This is a genomic window from Janthinobacterium sp. SUN026, assembly GCF_030397625.1.
GTDB lineage: Bacteria > Pseudomonadota > Gammaproteobacteria > Burkholderiales > Burkholderiaceae_D > Janthinobacterium > Janthinobacterium kumbetense.
On record NZ_JAPQNU010000001.1, the window covers coordinates 1,048,671 to 1,070,199 of the forward strand.

A 21,529-nucleotide genomic window follows, 5' to 3' on the forward strand; every position below is an offset into this window, starting at 1 on the left:
GTTACAGCGCTCAGGCTTCGGCGACGCGCTTGGCGATGTGCGCCAGCGCTTCTTCCACCTGGTCGATCAGAATCAGGCACAGGTCACCTTCGCCGAGGCGCGCCAGGGCCTTGTCGATGGCGACGAATTCGCCGTTGATTTCATCGATATGGCTGGTGCGCTTGGCGCCGTCCAGGCCCTGGCGCAGCAATGCCACCACTTCGCCGTCGGCGCGGCCGCGCTGGCACTGGTCCTGGTACAGCAGCACGTCGTCAAACGCGGCGCCGAGGATTTCCGTCTGCTGGCGGATGTCTTCGTCGCGGCGGTCGCCGGCGCCGCTGATGACCACCGAGCGGCGCTTGGCCGGCATGCTTTCCACGGCCTGCACCAGCGCCAGGATGGCGTCCGGATTGTGGCCGTAGTCGGCGATCAGGGTGGCTCCACGATAATCGAAGACGTTGAAGCGGCCCGGCGCATTGTCGGCTTCATTGGCGAAGGTTTTCAGGCCCAGCGCGATGGTTTTCCAGTCCAGGCCCACGGCCCAGGCGGCGGCCAGCGACGCCATGACGTTGTCGACCTGGAAGCCGATGGCGCCGTTGCGCGTGATCGGCACTTGCGACAGGGCGATTTCGTGGCGCTCGTTGCCTTGCGCCGCGACCAGCTTGCCGTCTTCCACGTACACCACGCGGTTGCCTTGCGCGCGGTGCGTGGCCATCACGGGATGCGTCTTGTCGGCGGCGAAGAAGGTCACCGTGCCGCTGCAATTCTTGGCCATGCGCGCCACGGCAGGGTCGGTGGCGTTCAGCACGGCCACGCCGCTGTCGGCCACGTTCTGCACGATCACGCGTTTCAGGACCGCCAGGTCTTCCACGGTGGTGATGTAGTTCAGGCCCAGGTGGTCGCCCGCGCCGATATTCGTCACCACGGCGACCTGGCAGCGGTCGAAGGCCAGGCCTTCGCGCAGCATGCCGCCGCGCGCCGTCTCGAACACGGCCGCGTCCACGTCCGGGTGCAGCAGCACGTTGCGCGCGCTGCGCGGGCCGCTGCAGTCGCCGCTGTCGATCTGGCGCCCCTCGATGTACACGCCATCCGTGTTCGTCATGCCCGTGCGCAGGCCGGAAGCCGTCAGCAGGTGGGCGATCAGGCGCACGGTGGTGGTCTTGCCGTTGGTGCCGGTGACGGCAACGACGGGGATGCGGCCATCGTCGCCTTCGGCGAACATGGCGGCGATGATGGCTTCGCCCACTGGGCGCGGCTTGCCGAACGACGGCGCCAGGTGCATGCGCAAGCCCGGCGCGGCGTTCACTTCCACGATGCCGGCGTTCTGCTCTTCCAGCGGTTTCAAAATGCTTTCGGAGACGACGTCGACGCCGCAGATGTCCAGGCCCACCATGTGCGCGGCCGCGACGGCGCGCGCCGCCACTTCCGGGTGCACGTCGACGGTGACGTCGGTGGCCGAGCCGCCCGTTGACAGGTTGGCGTTATTGCGCAAGATCACGCGCTGGCCCACGGGCGGCACGGATTCGGCCACGTAGCCCTGCTTGGCCAGGCTGGCCAGGGCGATGTCGTCGAAGCGGATTTTCGTCAGCGAGGTGGCGTGGCCGCTGCCGCGGCGCGGGTCCAGGTTGACCTGGTCGACCAGTTCGCGCACCGTGTGCTGGCCGTCGCCCACCACTTGCGGCGGGTCGCGGCGGGCCGCCGCCACCATCTTGTTGCCGATGACGAGCAAGCGGAAATCGTGGCCCGGCAGGTAGCGCTCGACGAGGATATCGTCGCGGAATTCCTGCGCCGCGAGGAAGCCGGCCGTCAGCTGTTCGCGCGTGGTGACGTTGACGGTCACGCCTTTGCCCTGGTTGCCATCCTTCGGCTTGACGACGACGGGCAGGCCGATCTCGCAGGCGGCGGCCCAGGCGTCGTCCGCGTCGATGGCGACACGGCCGTGCGGCACCGGCACGCCGGCAGAATCGAGCAGTTTTTTCGTCAGTTCCTTGTCTTGCGCGATGGCTTCCGCGATGGCGCTGGTGCCGTCCATTTCGGCGGCCTGGATCTTGCGCTGCTTGCTGCCCCAGCCGAACGTCACCAGGCTGCCTTCGGTCAGGCGGCGGAACGGGATGTTGCGGGCCACGGCGGCGTTGACGATGGCGCCCGTCGAGGGGCCCAGGCGCACGTCTTCATCGAGTTCCTGTAGCTGGTGCAGGGCGCCGGCCAGGTCGAACGGCGTATCGGCCAGGGCGGCCTGGCACAGCTGCTGCGCCAGTTCCAGGGCCAGGCGGCCGACGGCTTCTTCCGAATATTCGACGACGACCTGGAAGATGCCCGTTTCCAGGGTCGGCGTGGTGCGGCTGAAGGTGACGGGGCAGCCGGCTTGCGCCTGCAGGCCCAGCGCCGCCAGTTCCAGCACCTGCGCCATCGGCGCGGCGTTGTAGTTGCCCAGCGGTTGCAGCGGGCTCAGTTGCGGGAAGAGCGCGCGCAGGCGGGCTTCGAAGCCGGACAACTGGGCGATGTCGAGTTCCTGCGTGGTGCAGGAAACAATGGCTTCCACGGCGGTGTCGTGGCTCCAGAGGTTAGGGCCCCGCAAGGCCCGTACGCGAGATACTTCCATAATTAAACCGTAATCCTGTTGTGTTCTTGTGGGCCCGGCCATCGTGGCCGGGCTTGAGTGCTGCTTTGCCTGTGCTGTCAGTTCCCGATGCAGCCGGGGGCGGCGTCGAAGGTGCGCAGACCTGCGCAAATGAGGTCGACGGGCAGGTTCAGGGCCCAGGCGGCGGCCGCGACGGCCAGCACGCTGTCGACATTGCCGGCCGTGGCCGGTTTCAGCAAGTCCAGGCACAGCAAGACCGTTTCGATGCTGCCTTCGGCCAGCACGATGTGGTTGCCGCGCACGAACACGGCGCGCTGGCCGGCGGCCAGTTGCGCCGCGATGGCGGCCAGGCTGCCGTCCTGCGCATACAGGATCACGCTGCCGTCGCACAGCTCGGCCAGTTCCAGTACGTGCGCGTTGGCGGCGTTCAGCACGGCCACGCCCGTCGGCACCACCACGTCGACCTGGCTGCGCACGGCCTTGTACAGGCCCGCTTCGTCCAGCACGTCGAAATCCTTGACGCTATCGAGGCTACCCATGTCCGTGACGACGCCGATTTGGCACTTGTCGTAGGCCAGGCCTTCGGCCAGGATCATGCGCGGATTGCTTTCGAACAGGGCCGTCTGCACGGTGCGGTTGAGCAGCAGGCGCTGGCCCGCGTCCCAGTTCACGCAATCGCTGCTGACGACACGACGCTGGTCCAGGTACATGCCTTCGCTGCAGACGGCGCCCGTGTGCAGGCCCGACAGGTTGAGCAGCTTGCACAGCATGCGCACGATCAGGCTGGCGCCGCGCGTGCCCGTCACGCCGATCAGCGGAATGCGGCCCGTTTCCTCGGCGGCGAACAGGTGGTCGACGATGGCCGCGCCGACAGGGCGGGGCTGGCCCACGCCCGGCTTGATGTGCGCCAGCAGGCCGGGGCTGGCATTGACTTCGATGATGGCGCCGCGCTGTTCTTCCAGCGGACGCGTGATGTCCGTGGTGACCAGGTCGATGCCGGCGATATCCAGGCCCACCACGCGCGCGGCCAGCAGGGCCGCATGCACGACGGACGGGTGCACGTCGTCCGTGACGTCGATGGCCACGTTGCCGTTCGGCTGGATCAGCACTTTCTGGCCCGCCTGCGGCACGGACAGGGCGGTCATGCCCTGGCGCTGCAGTTCCAGCACGATTTCACCCGATTCGTGCGGCTTGACGGTACCCAATGGGAAATCCTCGCCTTCGCCGCGGCGCGGGTCGGTATTGATCTGCGTGTTCACCAGTTCCAGCACGGTGGAGACGCCGTCGCCGTCGACCCACAGCGATTCGCCCTTGGCAGCCGCGATCAGCTTGTTGCCGACGACGAGCAGGCGGTGTTCGTCGCCCGTGATGAAGCTTTCCACCAGCACGGCCGAGCTGTCGCCCTTGCGTGCGGCCAGGTCGTAGGCTGCCTTCACGTCCGCTTCCGTCATCAGGTTGAGCGACACGCCGCGGCCATGGTTGCCGTCGTACGGCTTGACGACGACGGGCACGCCGATGTCCTGTGCTTCTTCCCAGGCCGCTTCGGCGCTGCGCACCAGGCTGCCCTCGGGGACGCGCACGCCGCACGATTTGAGCAGGAATTTGGTCAGATCCTTGTCGCTGGCGATGCCTTCGGCAATCGCGCTGGTGCGGTCCGTTTCGGCCGTCCAGATGCGGCGCTGCGCGGCGCCGTGGCCCAGCTGCACCAGGTTGCCGTCGTTCAGGCGCAAGGAAGGGATGCGGCGCTCTGTGGCGGCATCGACGATGCTGGCCGTGCTCGGGCCCAGGCAGCGCGAATCGACCATGTCGCGCAGGGGCGCCAGGGCCGCTTCCAGGTCGTAGGCTTCATCGTTGATGGCGGCCATCAGCAGTTCGCGCGCGGCGGCCAGGGCGGCGCGGCCCACGTGCTCTTCGCGCGTGCGGAAGGCCATCTTGTAGACGCCGCGCTGGCTGGTCGAGCGCGTCTGGCCGAAGCCCGTGCGCATGCCTGCCAGGTTTTGCAGTTCCAGCACCACGTGCTCGAGGATGTGGGCCGACCACGTGCCTTCGCGCAGGCGCTCGAAAAAGCCGCCCCGTTCGCCCACGCCGCAGCGGTGCTCGATCATGCCGGGCAGCCACGCCACCAGGCGTTCGTACAGGCCGGGCAGGGTATTGGATGGATAGTCTTCCAGTTCGCCGATGTCGACCCAGGCTTCAATCACCGGGCGGTAAGTCCAGATGTTGGGGCCGCGCAAGTGGGTGACGCGGGCAAATTCGATGTTCTTCTTCTTGATCATGTAAGTGGTTTCTTGATAACAAGCCAGGCGTCTGGGCGCCAGATACTTTATGTTGGCTCTACAGAGTCTTTTCAGGCTCGTGCTTGGTTCTTTATCCCGGGTATGCGCAGTGTGCCACTTTTAGCGGCCTCTTGTCGCGTTTGCTTCTCGTATTCTGCTGGTGTTGTCATTCTAATTGTTACTAATTGTTGCCATACTTGTTATAAAGATACCGACTCTGGGCTAAGCTGGAGCATTTGCGCAACAGCGGGCTGTTGTATACTTGTCTCTGGTCGATGGCCGCGCATTTTTTTGCGCCGTTTTGCCATCATTCCTTACCGGCAGGCATCCATTCGATACAATACAGGAAATTGCCACTGGTGCATCCACCTCGCCATCGCGCAGTACACAAACATTGATCGGGCGTCTGCCCCATCCCCCAAATCCCGCCCTGAAGGGCTTGGCCTCGAGCCGGAGTATGCTTTACGATGACAACTGAACTGAGTGTTCCTGCAACAACTATTCCCCTTACCTCGCTGCCTGAACACTGGCTGGCGGAAGTCGAGAGCAACCTTTCTCCAGGGGAGAACGTTTTAAGTAGCGTTGAGGTTGACCTCGATGCGCGATTACGTTTCACAAAAGGCATAATTGTTGTCACCGAGAAGCGTTTACTGGCCCGTTCGCCGGGCGATACGGCCTGGAAAAGCTGGTCTTTCCGCCCTGGATTGCGCCTGACGCACCACGACCACGCCGGCGTCGGCCACCTGGAACTGTTCGACGACCACGGCCGCCTGGCTTCGTGGCGCTTCACTTTGGGCCAGAACCTGCACGCCATCCGCGTGCTGGAACAGTTCGTCGAGCGCCTCGACAGCCACCTGACGGGCCAGCCCGTGCTGGAAGCGGAGCAGGAAGTGTGTCCTAGCTGCAAGGCCCCGCTGGAGCCGGAGCAGGAAGAATGCCCGATCTGCGCCAAGGTGCTGCACACGCCGCCGTCCACCTGGACCCTGTTCCGCCTGTGGCGCTTCGCCCATCCTTACCGTGGCCAGCTGGCCCTGGGCTTCATGTTGATGCTGCTGAGTACGGCCGCGCACATGATTCCGCCCTACCTGACGGCGCCGCTGATGGACAATGTGCTGATTCCGTATCAGAACGGCAAGCATATCGACCCGTGGCTGGTGGTGTACTACATGAGCGGCCTGCTCGGTTCTGCCCTGCTGGCCTGGCTGCTGGGCTGGGGCAAGACGTATGTGCTGGCGCTGGTGTCCGAACGCATGGGCGCCGATTTGCGCTCGGCCACGTATGAACACCTGATGAAATTGTCGCTGGAATTTTTCGGCGGCAAGCGCACGGGCGATTTGATGGCGCGCATCGGCAGCGGCAGCGACCGCATCTGCGTCTTCCTGTCGCTGCATTTGCTCGATTTCGCTTCCGACGTGCTGATGATCATCATGACGGGCGTGATCCTGTGGTCGATGAATCCATGGCTGGCCATCATGACGCTCGCACCGCTGCCCTTCATCGCCTGGATGATCCACCTGGTGCGCGACCGTTTGCGCACGGGCTTTGAAAAGATCGACCGCGTATGGAGCGAAGTGACCAACGTGCTGGCCGATACGATACCCGGCATCCGCGTGGTCAAGGCGTTTGCGCAGGAAAAACGCGAAGCGGCCCGCTTCCGCGATGCCAACGCGCATAACCTGGCCGTCAACGACAAGTTGAACAAGGTCTGGTCGCTGTTCTCGCCCACCGTGTCCTTCCTGACGGAGATGGGCTTGCTGGTCATCTGGTGCTTCGGCATCTGGCAGCTGTCGCGCGGCGAAATCACCGTCGGCGTGCTGACTGCCTTCATCGCCTACAGCACGCGCTTCTATGGCCGCCTCGATTCCATGAGCCGCATCGTCTCCGTGACGCAGAAATCGGCTTCCGCCGCCAAGCGCATCTTCGACATCCTCGACCACGTGTCGAGCGTGCCGGAGCCGGCGCAACCGGTGAAACTGGACAAAATCGAAGGACGTATCGATTTGCGCGAAGTCGGTTTCCGTTACGGCAACCGCGCCGTTAACCGCGGCATCACCCTGAACATCAAGGCGGGCGAAATGATCGGCCTGGTGGGTCACAGCGGTTCGGGCAAGAGCACTCTGGTCAACCTGATCTGCCGTTTCTACGACGTCTCGGAAGGGGCGATCCTGCTCGACGGCGTCGATATCCGCTCGTTCGCCGTCTCCGACTACCGTCGCAATATCGGCCTGGTGCTGCAGGAGCCGTTCCTGTTCTTCGGCACCATCGCGGAAAATATCGCCTACGGCAAGCCGTACGCGACGCGCCAGGAGATCATTGCCGCCGCGCGCGCCGCGCATGCGCACGAATTCATCCTGCGCCTGCCGCAAGGCTACGATTCGATGGTGGGCGAGCGTGGCCAGGGCTTGTCCGGCGGCGAACGCCAGCGCATCTCGATCGCCCGCGCGCTGCTGATCGACCCGCGCATCCTGATCATGGATGAAGCGACATCGTCGGTGGACTCGGAAACGGAAAAAGAAATCCAGAAGGCGCTGGACAACCTGGTGCAGGGCCGCACCACGATCGCCATCGCGCACAGGCTGTCGACCCTGCACCGCGCCGACCGCCTGGTGGTGCTGGACCGCGGCCAGGTCGTCGAAGTGGGCAGCCACGATGAATTGATGGCGAAAGAGGGCGCCTATTTCCGCCTCTACGAAGCACAGGCGCGCAACAATGAACTCGCCCTGGATGACAAGGAATAAGCATGGCCAGTACAACTTTTACATTACACCGCGACACCTTCGGCAAGCTGGTGATGACGGACGCAGACGGCCAGGTCTTTGAAGGCGTGGCGCCCGTGCGCGCCTTTCCCATCCAGTCGCCCGACGAAGGCATTTCGCTGGTGCTGGGCAATGGCAAGGAAGTGGCGTGGATCGACCATGTCGACACCTTGCCGGAGCCGGCGCGCAGCCTGCTGCAGGAAGAGCTGGAAGGGCGCGAATTCATGCCCGAGATCGCGCGCGTGAAAAGCGTCTCCAGTTTCGCCACGCCGTGCACCTGGTACGTCGACACGGACCGGGGCGAGACGCAGTTCGTGCTGAAGGGCGAGGAAGACATCCGCCGCATCGGCGCCGCGTCGCTCTTGATCGCCGACAACCACGGCATTCATTTCCTGATCCGCGACATGTTCAATATTGACAAGACGACGCGCAAGATCCTCGACCGCTTCCTGTAAGCGATGCAACAATAAAAAACGGCGCCTTGAAGGCGCCGTTTTTTTATTTCTGTTTATGTGCATCGTATTCCCTGCGTATCGAGACCATCTGGTCTTTCATGCAGGACAACATGGTGTCGTGATCCTCATCCGCGAGTCTTTGCGAGAACTCGATGATGGTCTGGCTGCGCTGCTTCGGGTACTCGATGGAAATCTGCATCTTTTCCCCTTCGATCAGATTCATCAATTGCCTGGTGGCCGGTATGAGATCGGCCGTGCCGGCCATATGGCCAGGCTTGCCGGACGCCTTGATATCGCGCGCATGCAAGGCTTCGCCGTTATCCTTGTTGGCGATCCAGAATCCCGCAGGGCGGGGTAATGCTTGCTGCTTTCCCGCCGGTGTTGGCGTGGTTGGGTCGATCAACTGCCCTGCATCGATGTGGCCGCTGAATGTTGAGGCCGACACATAAAACTGGAATTCATACGTTTCAAGTTTCTTGTCGATGACCACGGCAGCCGTGGCGTCCACGCCGCAGATGTCGACGCCGTTCGCATCGCGTTGCACCAGCGGCTGCAGCAGCATGTAGATGGGAGTGACGGTGGTCTGTGCCAGCGACGGCAGCGGCAAACTCAATGCCAGGGCGAAAATGGAGCGTTGGAGTAGATGCATGTATTTTTCTTGAGATGAGTGGCGGACCGGATGATCCGCCGATAAATGCCCGGCATTTACTGGAACGCCACTTCCGCAAAGCTGCGCAATTTGCGGCTGTGCAGCCTGTCCACGCCCTGGCGGCGCAGCAGTTCCACGGCGCGGATGCCGATGCGCAGGTGCTGGTCGACGCGTTCGCGGTAGAAGTGGTTGGCCATGCCGGGCAGCTTGATTTCGCCGTGCAGCGGCTTGTCGCTCACGCACAGCAGGGTGCCGTACGGGACGCGGAAACGGAAGCCGTTGGCGGCGATCGTCGCGCTTTCCATGTCCAGCGCGATGGCGCGGCTCTGGCTGAAACGGCGCTCCGGCGTACGTTGCGGCAGCAGTTCCCAGTTGCGGTTATCCGTGCTGGCCACGGTCCCCGTGCGCATGATGTGCTTTAAATCATGCCCCGTCAGCTGGGTGATTTCCGCCACCGCCGTTTGCAGCGCCTGCTGGATTTCCGCCAGCGGCGGGATCGGCACCCACAGCGGCAAGTCTTCATCGAGCACATGGTCTTCGCGCACATACGCATGCGCCAGCACGTAGTCGCCCAGGCTTTGCGTGGTGCGCAGGCCGGCGCAATGGCCCAGCATCAGCCAGGCGTGCGGGCGCAGCACGGCGATATGGTCGGTGATGGTCTTCGCATTCGCCGGTCCCACGCCGATATTGACCATGGTGATGCCGCTGCCGTCCGCGCGCAGCAGGTGATAGGCGGGCATCTGCGGCAGGCGCGGCGGGGCGGCGCCCAGCGCATCCTCGCTTTCCACCGTCTGTCCCACGCGGCGCGTGACCACGTTGCCCGGTTCGACGAAGGCGATGTAGCCGTCGTCGTCCGAAGGCGCGGCGGCGTCGGGCGCGCGGTCCATCAGGGCGTGGCCCAGGCGGATGAATTCGTCGATGTAGAACTGGTAATTGGTAAACAGGACGAAGTTCTGGAAATGCTGCGGCGAGGTGCCGCTGTAGTGGCGCAGGCGCTGCAGCGAGTAATCCACGCGCGGCCCCGTGAACAGCGACAGCGGCTGCGCTTCGCCATGCGCCGGTTCGTGCGTGCCGTTGGCGATGCCGTCGTCCATGGCCGACAGGTCGGGCAGGTCGAACAGGTCGCGCATGGCCAGGCGGCGGCCCGCATCCATATTGCCTTCAATATGGTCATGCTCGGCGAACGAGAAATGCACGGGGATGGGCTGGGCGCTCACGCCCACTTCCAGGTGCACCTTCTGGCCGCTGTTATGGTTTTTCAGCAGCAGCGTGAACTGGTCGAGGTAATAGTCGCCGAACAGGTCGGGGCGCGTCAGGGTGGTCTCGAACACGCCGGGGCCGGCGACGAAGCCGTAGGCCAGCGGCGAGTCGGCGCGCGCCACGGTGTCCGTCTGGATGCGCACGAAGGGGTAGCAGGCGCGCACCCGTTCGTGCATGTCTTCGCCGGCGACAAAGCGCTGCAGCGCATCGCGCAAGTGTTCGATGCTGCTGCGGTAAATGGCTTGCACCTGTTCCAGCGCCAGGCGTGGATCGTCGAAGCGGGAGGAGGCGATGAAGGGGGGCGTAAGCAAGCGGATTCTCCTTGTAGCGGTTCGTGCATACCATTGTAAGGCAGCAAGGCAAGTCGCGTTGGACGCGTTTTTCAGCGAACGGGGCCGCTTGACGGATTCAAATAGAATCTGTATTCTATTTGAATGGTCAGACTAGCCAAATTCAACGAAAACAACTTCATCGACAGCGCGATTGCCGTCGCCGCCCAGTGCGGCGTGGGCGCCGTCTCGATGGCCGCCATCGCCGTCAAGGCCGGTGCGCCCATCGGCTCCGTGTATCACCGCTTCGATTCGCGCAACGCCATCTTGGCGCGCGCCTGGCTGCGCGTGAAAAGCGACTTCCGTGAGGAAGTGGCCAGCCGCTGGCTGGGCGGCGATACGTGGGCCGGCGTGCACGGCTTGCTGGACTGGTGCCGGCGCAAGCCCGTGTATGCGCGCTTCCTGCTGCAATGCGCGGACAGCCCCGATTTCAGCAGTGGCCTCAGCGAGGAATTGCTGGCCGCCGTCGAAGAGGAGCAGGCGGCACTCGATGCCTGCTTTGTCCGCTGCGCCGAAGCCATGCCCGCCACCACGGAGCTTGACCTGGATCACATGCTGCTCAAATTCGTGCTGATCGACGCCCCCGTGGCCGTCGTCAAGCCTTACCTGACCCAGGAGCGGCCGATCCCCGCCAGCGTCGACGCCATGCTGCGCGCCTCGCACGATGCCGTGCGCGGCTGGGCCGCCCACACCACACACTAACCAAGAAGAAAACCATGCGCTATTCCACCCAGCTTGAACACGGCAAGAAAATCCCCCTGCACGACGAAGAAGGCTTCATCGGCATGCGCGCGGCCGGCCGCATCGCCGCCGACACGCTCGACTACATCGCGCCCTTCGTGAAACCGGGCGTCTCGACGGCCAAGCTCGACGCCCTGTGCGAGGAATTCATGCGCGCCGCCGGCGCCATCCCCGGCACCATCGATTACCACGGCTACAAGCACGCCAGCTGCATCTCCGTCAATCACGTGGTCACTCACGGCATCCCTTCCGAGACCAAGATCCTGAAAGTGGGCGACATCCTCAACATCGACGTGACGCCAAAATTCAACGGTTGGTTCGGCGACACCAGCCGCACCTTCAAGGTGGGCGCCGTCTCCATCCTGGCCAACCGCCTCGTCAACACGGCGTATGAGGCCATGATGGCCGGCATCCATACCGTGCGTCCGGGCGCCACCCTGGGCGACGTGGGCGCCGCCATCGAGGCGGTGGCCAAGGCGCAGGGCTTTTCCTCCGTGCGCGACTTCTGCGGCCACGGCGTGGGCCAGGTCTTCCACGACACGCCGCAAGTGCTGCACTATGGTCGCGCCGGCACGGGCATCGTGCTCGAACCGGGCATGATCTTCACGATCGAACCGATGCTCAACGTGGGCAGCTACCAGGTCAAGGTCTTGCCCGACAAATGGACGACGGTGACGAAAGACCGTTCGCTGTCGGCGCAGTTCGAGCACTCGCTGGCCGTGACGGAAACGGGTTTCGAGATTTTCACCCTGACCGGCTCGACCGACCCGCTGGTGTAAGCATGGACGATGCGCGCCGGCGGCAGCTCACCGATATCGTTGCCGCGAAAGCGGGCGTGGATGTCGCTTGCGCGGCGCGCCACCTGGCGCTGCATGACGACGACGTGGCGGCCGCGCTGCGCGGCATCGACATCGAACGTTTTACGCTCACGCAGCGCCTGCTGAACAAGTACCGGCGCGATCCGGAAGACGCGCTGCAGCACGTGGCGCTGGCCGTGCTGCAGCATGAAGATATCCGCAGCGACAGCGTGCTGCGCCTGGAGCGCATCGCGGCCCTGACGCCGCCCGTCGCCGGCGTGGTGATGCTGGCCGAATGGCTGGCCTATGTGGATTGGGAGGGCTTCGACAGCGCCCTGTACGCGAATATCGACGCGGTGGCGGCGTTCATCGGCGGTGCACTGGACCTGCCCGAGGTGGCCGCCAACCTGCTGCAAGCGCGCGATGCAGACGTGTTTGAAACGAGGCGCCCGGCGCTGGCTGCCGCAGCCCTGCTGTTCATCGAGCGCCACACTACGCAGTTTCCCTGACGGCTGGCGCTTTGCCGCCGGCGGGCGCGCGTCTTACAATGGCGGCAAGCACTGTTGCCCCATTTTGAAGACTTCCGCATGAGCGATTTTCCCGAAGATATCTACACCGAGCCGTCCGCCGACGTGCACACCCTGAACAACCTCGGTCCCCTGACCGGCATGGCCGGCATCTGGACGGGCACGCGCGGCCTGGACGTCAAGCCGAAAGCGGATGGCCCGCGCAAGCAGGCATTCGTCGAGCGCATCGAGCTGCAGCCGATCGACCCCGTCACCAACGGCCCGCAACTGTTCTACGGCTTGCGCTACTACATCCACATCACCAAGCCGGATCAGGTCAAAACGTATCATGAGCAGGTGGGCTACTGGCTGTGGGAGCCGGCCACGGGCGCCGTGATCCAGACCCTGGCCATCCCGCGCGGCCAGATCGCCATGGCGTCCGGCACGACGACGGCGGACGCCACCAGTTTCGAACTGGTGGCCAAGCGCGACTCGACGGCCTACGGCATCTGCTCGAACCCCTTCCTCGAACACGCGTTCACCACCGTCGAATACCGCATCAAGGTCGATATCCACGCCGATGGCACGTGGGGCTACGACGAGGACACGGTCATGTTGATCCGCGGTAAGGACGAGCCGTTCCACCACACGGACCGCAACCTGCTGACCAAAGTCGGCGAACCGACGCCGAACCCGATGGCCCTGCAGGCGCTGGCGGCAACCGCCGCTTAAGGCTGTCCCTGGGCCACGGCCTTGATCGCGCGCTCCTCGCCCATGGCGGCGGCGATCTTCCAGCGCTGCATGGCGCTGGCGCGGTCCGGGCGTTTCAGGCCCGCGCCTTCCCAGTCCATCAGGCCCAGGTTGTAGATGTCGCCCGCGCTGCCCTTGTCGGCGGCCAGGGTGAACCATTTGCGCGCTTCCTTGTGGTTGACGGGAATCTGGTAGCCGCGCACGTGGTACAGGCCCAATAAGTGCATGGCTTGCGCATTGCCCTTGTTCGCGGCCTGTTTCAGCAGGTCGAGTCCGCGCGCCATGTTGCGCGGCTCTTGCCAGCCTTCGGCCAGCATCACGCCCTTCGCCGTCAGCGCATAGCTGTCGTTCTTTACCAGGCCCTTGCCGATCAGGGGCTTGGCGGCCACCTGGCGCGCTGCGCGCTGCTGCGCCGTTGGCGCGGTGATAGGGCCGGGCTTGCCTTCGCCCATCAGCAGCATCCAGCCATACAGGCCGTACGCGCCGGCGTCGCCCTTGCCGACTAGGCTTTCCAGCATGGCCAGCGCCTGCGCCTTGTCGCCATTTTCATACAGCTTGACGGCCTTGGCGCTGCTCGCGTCCTGCGGCACGGCGGCCGGCGCATGGGGCGCGACGGGCGCCGACGCCATGGCCGTTTGCTGTGGCGCGGAAACCGGGTGCACGCGCGTCGGCAAGCCATAGCTGGCGGCCAGCACGGCCAGGCTGGCGGGGGCGAGGATCAGCACTTGCGCCAGCTGGTTGCGGCGGCCCTTGCCGGCGATGCCCATGGCCCGTTCGGCCTGCCGTTCGCCGCCCAGCGCCTCGCTGAGTACCGTCTTGACCTTGCGGTTGAACAGCCAGTAACCGGCGCCCGTGACGAGCAGTCCGGCCACGGCAGCGGCACCGCGGCCGGCGAAGAACCAGGCGGCGATGGCGGCGGCCAGCGCGGCCAGCGCGCTTTTCCACCAGAATTGCTTGGCCAGCCGCGTGTAGACCTGGCGCAGGGCACCCAGCACGCAGGTGCGCACGTTCTGCGCATAGTCGGCGGAAACGACATCGACGTGCGCGTGGTCCGCGTCGCCGCTGAGGACGGACTCGATCACGTCCGCATTCAGTTCCGAGGCGGCCACGTCGCGCAGCGGCGTCAATAAGCCCTGGACGTGGGCCGAGAACAGGCCGTCGTCGGCGCTGCCGGCAAGCGCGTCGCTGAGCGCCTTGAGGTCGCCGCGCAGCAGCTTTTCCACGATGTCATCGAGCGTCAGCCAGCGCAAGTCCGTGCCATACGCCACCAGGTGATGTTTTTCCGCGTTGCACGATGCGTCGAGACGCACGATGCGCAGCTTGCCGCCATACAGGGCGTCGACTTCCTGCGGCTGGTCTTCATTGTAAATGCTCACTTTCGCCAGGGCCAGGCTGCTGGCGATGGCTGCCAGTGAGTGCACGCTCTCCTTGTCGCGGATGCGGCGCGCGTCGTCGGGCGCCTGCTTGGGCAGGCTGACGCTGTAGCCGGGCGCCACGTGCACGTCGACCCAGGCCGCCTTGCCCACCTTGCCGGAACCGTCGCAGGGGTTGCAGCGCAAGTCGCCCACGCCGCTGCACGTGCGGCAAGTAACCTTGCCGCTGGCGCGGCAGGTGCCGCAATTGATGTTGCCGGAACCGTGGCACGTGTTGCAGCTGACCTTGCCGAAGCTGCAATGGTAGCAAGAGCGGTATTCCGTGCGGTATTGCGTGCGCGTTTCGCTGTGGTAGCTGGTGTGCGAGCTGCCGTTGCTGTAGCTGGTAGTGGGCACTTGCACCGTGACGTAATCGGTGACTTGCTCGGACACCGTGCCGCTGCCGCTGCAATACGAGCACGACACCTTGCCGCTGCCGTAGCAGCCATAGGCGTCGCAGCTGACGGTGCGCCCGCCGTGGCAATTCCAGCACGTTTCCGTCGTCGCGCCATAACAGGTGTGGCAGCCGATGCGACCTTTGCCGGAACAGTTGCTGCAGGTATCGAGGTGCCAGTACTTGACGGCGTGCGGCAGGTAGACGCCCGCCTCGACGCCGTTGTAGGCCTGGCCCGCCTGGCGCAAGGCATTGTCGAGCTTTCCCGCCGCGCGGCGCAGCCGCTCCTTTTCCTGCGCGTGAGCGAGTGCTCCCACTTCGTGCGAGCCACAGCGGCAGTCATTGCCCGCCGGCGCGAAATAGCCATTGATGACGCGCTGCTCGAAGCGCGCCTCGAGCGCGTAATTGGCTTGCAGCGAAAAATCCTGCAGCACGTCTTCCTCGCCCAGCGGCGTGATGTCGTGCGGCTCGAAGCGCGTCTTGTCCTGCACCAGGGTGCGCAGCTTGCCCAGCACGGTGGGCATGTCTTCCTTGTCGAGCTTGATGGGCGCAGGCGCCGTCACGGCCGTTGCTGATGCCTGGGGCATGTCCTCGCTGCCTTGGGTATCGGTGGCCGTGTCGGTGCTGGGGTTCATGCGCGTCCTTTTGCTCTCTGGAAAGATGTTTGAATTTTAGCATCCCCATATGACAAGGCGGCTACCCCTGGCCCCTTTTTCAGCGCAGGCCGCGGCGGAACTGGTCCGGCGTGCCGCCGCCTTGACGGCGGAACATGGCGATGAAGGCCGAGGCCGTGCTGTAGCCCAGTTCCAGCGCGATCGCCTGCACGGTTGCTCCCTGTTCCAGCAGGGGCAGGGCGGCCAGGAAACGCTGGCGCTGGCGCCATTCGCCGAACGGCATGCCCAGTTCGCGCTGGCAGCGCCGGGCCAGCGTGCGCTCGGTCACATGCAATTGCGCGGCCCACTCGGCCAGTGAGCGGTTACTGCCGGGATCAAGCTGCAGGGCGGCCAGCAGCGCCGCGATGACGGGTTCGTCGCTGCCGGGCAAATAGTTGCGGCTGCACGGCGCCAGCTGCAACTGGTCGACCAGCACTTGCGCCAGGCGCTGGTCGGCTGCCGTGGCGGGCGTGGTGACGCCCCGTTCGGCAAAGTCGCCGAGTATGGCTTTCAGCAGGGGACTCAATACCAGCGCGCACGGCTGCGCCGGCAACTGCGCGCACAGGCTGGCGTCGATGTAGGCGGAGTGAAACACGACATCCTGCCTGATATAGCCGTCGTGCAAGGTTTCGGGCGGTATCCACACGGCGTACTGGGGCGGCGACAGGTAGCGCTGTCCCGCCACCATGATTTCCATCACGCCCGTGGAGCAATACGTGAGCTGGCCCCACGGATGGCTCTGGTAATCGAATTGCTGGTGCGCGTGATAGTCGTCGAGGCGAAAGTACACGGGATAGGGCAGGGCGTCGGAAACGGCGGGAAAGTGCTGGTTGCTGGCCATCGGATCTCCTGTTTTGTCCTGTTCTTTGCATCGTTTGTCCGATATGCATTATATCCATGGAATCGGACCATGCGAAAATGGTGCTCGTTGAATAGTGGAGTTCCTGCATGAAAGCCAAGCATTATCTGTTTCCCGTGATCGCCGTGCTGATCTGGGCCATCAATACCATCGTCAGCAAGATGGCCGTGGGCGTGATCGATCCGGCCGCCATCTCGTTCTACCGCTGGCTGCTGGCCGGCGTGCTGCTGGCGCTGGTGTTCGCGCGTCCAGTGTGGAAGCAGCGGGCCGTGGTGAAACCATATCTTGGGAAACTGTTTGTGCTGGGCATGTTGGGCATGGTCATGTACCAGTGCCTCGCGTACATCGCGGCGCAAACGACGACGGCCACCAACATGGGCATCCTCGCATCGCTGATGCCGCTGCTGGCCGTGGGCCTGTCCGTGCTGCTGCTGGGCGAGGCGCCCACCGTGGGCGGCGTGTTCGGCGGCTTCGTGTCGCTGCTGGGACTCGGCTACTTGCTCAGCCATGGCGACCCGGCCGCCCTGATCGCCCATGGCGCGGCCGTGGGCGACGCCCTGATGCTGCTGGCGTGCCTGTCGTATGCGGGCTATGGCGTGCTGCTCAAGCGCTGGAAGATTCCCCTGAATAACTGGCACTCCCTGCTGATCCAGGTGTGGTGCGCCGTGCCCGTGCTGTTCGTGTATTACCTGAGCCAGTCGGCGCCGCCCGTCACCGGCGCCGGCTTGCCGCTGGTGCTGTTTGCCGGCATCCCCGCATCCATCATCGCGCCGTTCTTGTGGATGCACGGCCTGGCCAAACTGGGCCCGAGCCGCGCCACGACCTTGATGAATCTGCTGCCCGTGTTCACGGTGATTATCGCCATGCTGTTCCTCGGTGAAACCTTGCACAGCTACGATGTGATCGGCGGCGGCGTGACCCTGCTGGGCGTGGTGATGGTGCAGTACCTGAAACGCCCATTGAAGCGCGCACAAGCGTAGTATTTTTGCTATGCTGATGCTTTGCACAAGGAGGCGGCATGCACAGCATCGATACCCTCGATACCCTGTTAAGTGAACTCGAAGCATTCGGTAACACCAATGACGCGGCGCATACGGAGCGTGCCAGCCGCATGCTCAACATCACGCGCGACACGGGCGAGTTGCTGGCCGTGCTGGTGCACGCGCGCGGTGCGCGGCGGGTGCTGGAAATCGGCACCTCGAACGGCTATTCCACCCTGTGGCTGGCGCGCGCGGTACAGCCGCTGGGCGGCAGCGTGGTGACGGTGGAAAAGGCGCAGGACAAGTTCGACATGGCGCATGCTAACTTTGTGCGCGCGCAACTGCAAGGCGTGATTGGTCAGTTGCTGGCGGACGCGGGTGACGTGCTGCGCGATGCGGCTGACGGTGCCTACGATTTCATCTTCCTCGATTCCGCGCGCCAGCAATATGAGTCCTGGTGGCCGCAGCTGGACCGCGTGCTGGCGGCGGGCGGCGTGCTGGTGGTCGACAACGCCAGTTCGCACTACGCGGACATGGCCGGTTTTATCGACGCCATCCGCGCCGACAGCCGCTACACGGCGTGCCTGGCGACGGTCGGCAAGGGCGAATTCATCGCCGTCAAGGCGGGCAACTAATTACTTAGTTACCCGGCGACGATAGTTTCTTCCAGCACGCGCACCAGCGATTCGACGCCTTGCGCGTCGACGTCGTCGAAGCGGCCTGGCAAGGGGCTGTCGAGGTCGAACACGCCGATGATTTGACCTTGCGCAAACACGGGCACCACCAGTTCCGAGCGGGAATTGACGTCGCAGGCTATGTGGCCAGGAAACGCGTGTACATCCTGCACGACGATGGACTTGCCTTCGACCACCGTGGTGCCGCACACGCCGCGGCCCTTCTTGATGCGGATGCAGGCCGGCTTGCCCTGGAACGGACCCAGCACCAGTTCCTCGCCTTTCAGGAAGTAAAAGCCGGCCCAGTTGAGGCCCGGCATCGTATTGAAGACCAGTGAACTGAAGTTGGCCGTATTGGCGATGAAATCGCTCTCGCCGGCCAGCAAGCCTTGCAGTTGCGAGCGCAGGTCCGCATACATGGCGTGCTTGGCTGCGGGGGTATCGGTGCCGTAGGCGGCGTCGCTGATGGTAAACGTCATGGTCGTGGTGGCGCTGAAAAATGGGGAAGGCGCCATGGTAGCGCGTCTGGCGCATCCGTGCGCGGCCTTCACTTTTTCAGATGTTCTTGCGCCAGCCGGCGCAGCAGGGGCAGGGCCGCATGGCCGTGGTCGTCCCGCCAGGCCAGGCCGATGCCGGCCGCCAATTCCTCACCCTCCACCAATGGCCGGTAGACCACGCCAGCCAGGCGCAACGCGCGGAACGAGTCGGCCAGCAGCGCCATGCCCTTGCCGGCCGCCACGTCGCCGAGCAGCACATGGTGGTCGGGCGCTTCGCGCAGGAAGACGGGCGCGAAGCCATTGCGGCGAAATACCTGCTGGCAATGGTCGAAGAAGGCGGGCTGGCGCGCCCGTTCGAACCAGTAGACGGATTCCTGGGCGATGTCAAACAGGGTGAGCTTGCGCTTTTTCGCCAGCCGGTGCCCGGCGGGCAGGGCCAGCATCATGGGCTGGCGCGCCAGCGGCTGCACGGCCAGCTCGAAGGTGGCGCTGGGCAAGGCCAGCAGGGCCGCATCGAGCTGGCCCTTGCGCACGCCGGCCACCAGGCGCGGCGAGGGAGCGGACGTCAGTTCCAGGCGGATACTGCCCAGTTGTCCTTCCAGCGCCGCCAGCAAGGGCCGGAACAGGCCGGCCGCCACGGAACTGGTCAAGCCCAGGCGCAGGCGCGCGGGCGCGCTGTCTTGCCGCAGCGACGTTTGCGCAATATCAAGTAAATCGAGGATGTGCAGCGCCTGCGGCAGCAAGGTATGCCCCGCCTGCGTCAAGGCCACGCCCTGCGTGTCGCGCTCGAACAATCGCGCGCCCAGCCGCTCTTCCAGCGTCTTGATGGCGCGCGACAGGGGCGGCTGGGTCATGTGCAATTGCTCCGCCGCCTGGCGGAAGTTCAGGCAGCGGGCGACGGCGCAAAACAGGCTCAAGGCATGGGTATCGAGGGCTCTCATACCAGAAAGGTATCACGAAATCGCGCATTCCCCCGCCGGCCGGCACGGCCTAGACTGGCTGCATCGAGTCAACACGTGAGGAGAGCAGCATGCAACAACGACGCATCGGCAATAGCGGCTTGACCAGCTCGGCACTGGGCCTGGGCTGCATGGGCATGTCGGAATTTTATGGCGCCACGGACGAGGCGCAATCGCTGGCCACCCTGGAAGCGGCCCTGGCGGCGGGCGTGACCCTGTTCGACACGGCCGACGCCTACGGCTTCGGCCACAACGAGCAATTGCTGGGGCGCTTTTTGGCCAGCCATCGCGGCCAAGCCCTGGTCGCCACCAAGTGCGGCCTGGCGCGCGAGGCGGGCAGTTATGCGCGCCGCGTCGACAATTCCCCCGCCTACATCCGCCAGGCGTGCGAAGCGTCGCTGGCGCGCCTGGGCGTGGACGCCATCGACCTGTTCTACCTGCATCGCCTGAACCTGGAGACGCCGCTGGAGGAATCGATGGGTGCGCTGGCGCAGCTGCGGCAAGAGGGCAAGATCCGCGCCGTGGGCCTGTGCGAAGTGAGCGCCGCCACCTTGCGGCGCGCGGCGGCGGTTTGCCCCGTGGCGGCCGTGCAGAGCGAATACTCGCTGTGGACGCGCGAACCGGAGCAGGGCGTGCTGGCCGCCTGCCGCGACGTGGGCGCCAGCTTCTTTGCCTACAGCCCGCTGGGGCGCGGTTTCCTGACGGGCGCCATCGCCGATGCGGCCAGTCTCGACGCGGGAGATTTCCGCCAGTTCAATCCCCGTTTTTCATCCGACAACCTGGCGCGCAACCAGGCCATCGTCGCGCAGGTCCGGGACCTCGCGCGCGCAAAAGGCTGCACGCCGGCCCAGCTGGCGCTGGCCTGGCTGCTGGCGCAAGGGGACGACCTCATTCCCATCCCCGGCACCAAGCGCATCGCGTATTTGCACGACAACCTGAGCGCGCTGGCCGTGCGGCTGGACGGCGTGGAACTGGCGGCGATGAATGCCGCCTTTCCTATGGGCATGGCGGCGGGCGCGCGTTACACGGAGGAAGGCATGAAGGGCGTGAATGCCTGAAAAAGATGGCGCAGTGTACGCCAGCGTACCTAACTGACACTTTCCTTGCGGGATAATCGCCGGCGATCTGCTAGCATTTGGCAGTGACTGCATGGTGTGTGTTGCACTGTGTTCAACGCTCAGGTATCCGATGAGGTGGATGTTGTTAGATGACGATATTTTCGATATAGAACTGAAATTGTTGCTTGAGGGAATCTTGTTGAGATATCAGCACGATTTCCGCGATTATTCGGTGGCGTCGCTGCGCCGGCGCATGCGTCAGGCCATGGAGCGCTTCGGCTGCGCCAGCCTGTCGCAATTGCAGGACCGCATCTTGCACGAGCCGGCCATGTTCGCGCAGATGCTGCAGTTTTTCACGGTGCAAGTGAGCGAGATGTTCCGCGATCCCGCGTATTTCCGCGCCTTGCGCGAAAAAGTCGTGCCCATCCTGCACACCTATCCTTCCATCAAGATCTGGGTGGCCGGCTGCAGCAGCGGCGAAGAGGTGTGGTCGCTGGCCATCTTGCTGGAAGAGGAAGGCTTGCTTGAACGTAGCATGATTTACGCGACCGACATCAACGTGGAAGCGCTGGCCGCCGCCGAAGCGGGCATCTATCCGATCGAGCGCATCGCCCAGTTCAGCGAGAATTACCAGTTGGCGGGCGGCAAGCGCTCGCTGTCCGACTATTACACGGCCGCCTACAAGGGCGCCATCTTTGAGCGGCGCTTGCGGCGCCAGTTCGTCTTCGCCGACCACAGCCTGGCGACGGACAGCGTGTTTTCGGAGGTGCACATGGTTTCCTGCCGTAACGTCATGATTTATTTCAATAAAGACTTGCAAGACCGCAGCCTGGGCCTGTTCCACGAAGCGCTGGTGAACCGGGGCTTCCTGGGCCTGGGCATGAAGGAAAGCCTGCATTTCAGCCGCCATGCGGCCAGCTTCAACGAGCTGAGCCCGGCTGAACGCATCTTCCAGCGTGCCTGA

18 protein-coding genes are annotated in these 21,529 nt (G+C 64.5%); 10 read left to right on the forward strand and 8 right to left on the reverse strand.

Annotation, left to right across the window (positions count from 1 at the left end; all coding sequences use genetic code 11):
* Positions 1 to 10: 10 nt before the first annotated feature.
* Both cphA (OX459_RS04795) and cphA (OX459_RS04800) read right to left on the reverse strand, forming a co-directional pair.
* Entirely contained in the window at positions 11 to 2,581 is a 2,571-nt protein-coding gene (cphA, locus tag OX459_RS04795) for a cyanophycin synthetase (RefSeq protein ID WP_289904043.1), read from the reverse strand.
* 77 nt (positions 2,582 to 2,658) lie between these two features.
* Positions 2,659 to 4,836 (reverse strand): cyanophycin synthetase, encoded by a 2,178-nt coding sequence (cphA, locus tag OX459_RS04800; RefSeq protein ID WP_289904044.1) that lies wholly within the window; start codon positions 4,834 to 4,836, stop codon positions 2,659 to 2,661.
* A 467-nt stretch (positions 4,837 to 5,303) separates the two neighbouring features.
* Between cphA (OX459_RS04800) and OX459_RS04805 the strand changes: the two genes are divergently transcribed.
* Together OX459_RS04805 and OX459_RS04810 are read left to right on the forward strand one after the other, a co-directional pair.
* Entirely contained in the window at positions 5,304 to 7,574 is a 2,271-nt protein-coding gene (locus tag OX459_RS04805) for an ABC transporter ATP-binding protein (RefSeq protein ID WP_289904045.1), read from the forward strand.
* Between the two features lie 2 nt (positions 7,575 to 7,576).
* On the forward strand, positions 7,577 to 8,047 hold the full coding sequence (locus tag OX459_RS04810; RefSeq protein ID WP_099666965.1) for a DUF1854 domain-containing protein: 471 nt from the start codon (positions 7,577 to 7,579) through the stop codon (positions 8,045 to 8,047).
* Positions 8,048 to 8,090: 43 nt separating this feature from the next.
* Here OX459_RS04810 and OX459_RS04815 read toward each other — a convergent pair whose 3' ends face one another.
* Together OX459_RS04815 and OX459_RS04820 are read right to left on the reverse strand one after the other, a co-directional pair.
* The gene (locus OX459_RS04815) at positions 8,091 to 8,696 is read right to left on the reverse strand and encodes a hypothetical protein (protein ID WP_289904046.1); all 606 of its coding nucleotides are present in this window, start codon (positions 8,694 to 8,696) and stop codon (positions 8,091 to 8,093) included.
* 56 nt (positions 8,697 to 8,752) lie between these two features.
* Positions 8,753 to 10,267, reverse strand: a complete 1,515-nt coding sequence (locus tag OX459_RS04820; RefSeq protein ID WP_077407596.1) for an AMP nucleosidase — start codon at positions 10,265 to 10,267, stop codon at positions 8,753 to 8,755.
* A 123-nt stretch (positions 10,268 to 10,390) separates the two neighbouring features.
* On the opposite strand from OX459_RS04820, the gene OX459_RS04825 reads away from it, so the two are divergent.
* The 4 genes from OX459_RS04825 to OX459_RS04840 all read left to right on the forward strand — a co-directional run bounded on the left by OX459_RS04825 (position 10,391) and on the right by OX459_RS04840 (position 13,061).
* Positions 10,391 to 10,987, forward strand: coding sequence for a TetR/AcrR family transcriptional regulator (locus OX459_RS04825; RefSeq protein ID WP_034783384.1), 597 nt, complete (start codon positions 10,391 to 10,393; stop codon positions 10,985 to 10,987).
* 14 nt (positions 10,988 to 11,001) lie between these two features.
* Positions 11,002 to 11,805 (forward strand): type I methionyl aminopeptidase, encoded by an 804-nt coding sequence (gene map / locus OX459_RS04830; RefSeq protein ID WP_289904049.1) that lies wholly within the window; start codon positions 11,002 to 11,004, stop codon positions 11,803 to 11,805.
* A 2-nt stretch (positions 11,806 to 11,807) separates the two neighbouring features.
* Positions 11,808 to 12,332, forward strand: coding sequence for a hypothetical protein (locus OX459_RS04835; protein ID WP_289904050.1), 525 nt, complete (start codon positions 11,808 to 11,810; stop codon positions 12,330 to 12,332).
* Positions 12,333 to 12,410: 78 nt separating this feature from the next.
* On the forward strand, positions 12,411 to 13,061 hold the full coding sequence (locus OX459_RS04840) for a heme-binding beta-barrel domain-containing protein (protein ID WP_289904051.1): 651 nt from the start codon (positions 12,411 to 12,413) through the stop codon (positions 13,059 to 13,061).
* On the opposite strand, the gene OX459_RS04845 is transcribed toward OX459_RS04840, so the two are convergent.
* Positions 13,058 to 15,520 carry a hypothetical protein gene (locus OX459_RS04845; RefSeq protein WP_289904052.1) on the reverse strand — a complete coding sequence of 821 codons (2,463 nt, stop codon included), beginning with the start codon at positions 15,518 to 15,520 and terminating at the stop codon, positions 13,058 to 13,060. The genes OX459_RS04840 and OX459_RS04845 overlap by 4 nt on opposite strands.
* A 79-nt stretch (positions 15,521 to 15,599) precedes the next feature.
* Entirely contained in the window at positions 15,600 to 16,379 is a 780-nt protein-coding gene (locus OX459_RS04850; protein ID WP_289898580.1) for a helix-turn-helix transcriptional regulator, read from the reverse strand.
* A gap of 107 nt (positions 16,380 to 16,486) precedes the next feature.
* On the opposite strand from OX459_RS04850, the gene OX459_RS04855 reads away from it, so the two are divergent.
* Both OX459_RS04855 and OX459_RS04860 read left to right on the forward strand, forming a co-directional pair.
* Positions 16,487 to 17,377: a DMT family transporter gene (locus tag OX459_RS04855; protein WP_289904053.1), complete on the forward strand. Its 891-nt coding sequence runs from the start codon at positions 16,487 to 16,489 to the stop codon at positions 17,375 to 17,377.
* Positions 17,378 to 17,415: 38 nt separating this feature from the next.
* Positions 17,416 to 18,012, forward strand: coding sequence for a class I SAM-dependent methyltransferase (locus OX459_RS04860; RefSeq protein WP_180278714.1), 597 nt, complete (start codon positions 17,416 to 17,418; stop codon positions 18,010 to 18,012).
* An 8-nt stretch (positions 18,013 to 18,020) separates the two neighbouring features.
* Here OX459_RS04860 and OX459_RS04865 read toward each other — a convergent pair whose 3' ends face one another.
* Together OX459_RS04865 and OX459_RS04870 are read right to left on the reverse strand one after the other, a co-directional pair.
* Complete coding sequence (locus tag OX459_RS04865; protein WP_289904818.1) at positions 18,021 to 18,470, reverse strand: GAF domain-containing protein; 450 nt, start codon at positions 18,468 to 18,470, stop codon at positions 18,021 to 18,023.
* 128 nt (positions 18,471 to 18,598) lie between these two features.
* Entirely contained in the window at positions 18,599 to 19,489 is an 891-nt protein-coding gene (locus tag OX459_RS04870) for a LysR family transcriptional regulator (protein ID WP_289904054.1), read from the reverse strand.
* An 89-nt stretch (positions 19,490 to 19,578) separates the two neighbouring features.
* Between OX459_RS04870 and OX459_RS04875 the strand changes: the two genes are divergently transcribed.
* Together OX459_RS04875 and OX459_RS04880 are read left to right on the forward strand one after the other, a co-directional pair.
* Positions 19,579 to 20,565, forward strand: coding sequence for an aldo/keto reductase (locus OX459_RS04875; protein WP_289904055.1), 987 nt, complete (start codon positions 19,579 to 19,581; stop codon positions 20,563 to 20,565).
* A 130-nt stretch (positions 20,566 to 20,695) separates the two neighbouring features.
* The gene (locus OX459_RS04880) at positions 20,696 to 21,529 is read left to right on the forward strand and encodes a CheR family methyltransferase (RefSeq protein WP_034783398.1); all 834 of its coding nucleotides are present in this window, start codon (positions 20,696 to 20,698) and stop codon (positions 21,527 to 21,529) included.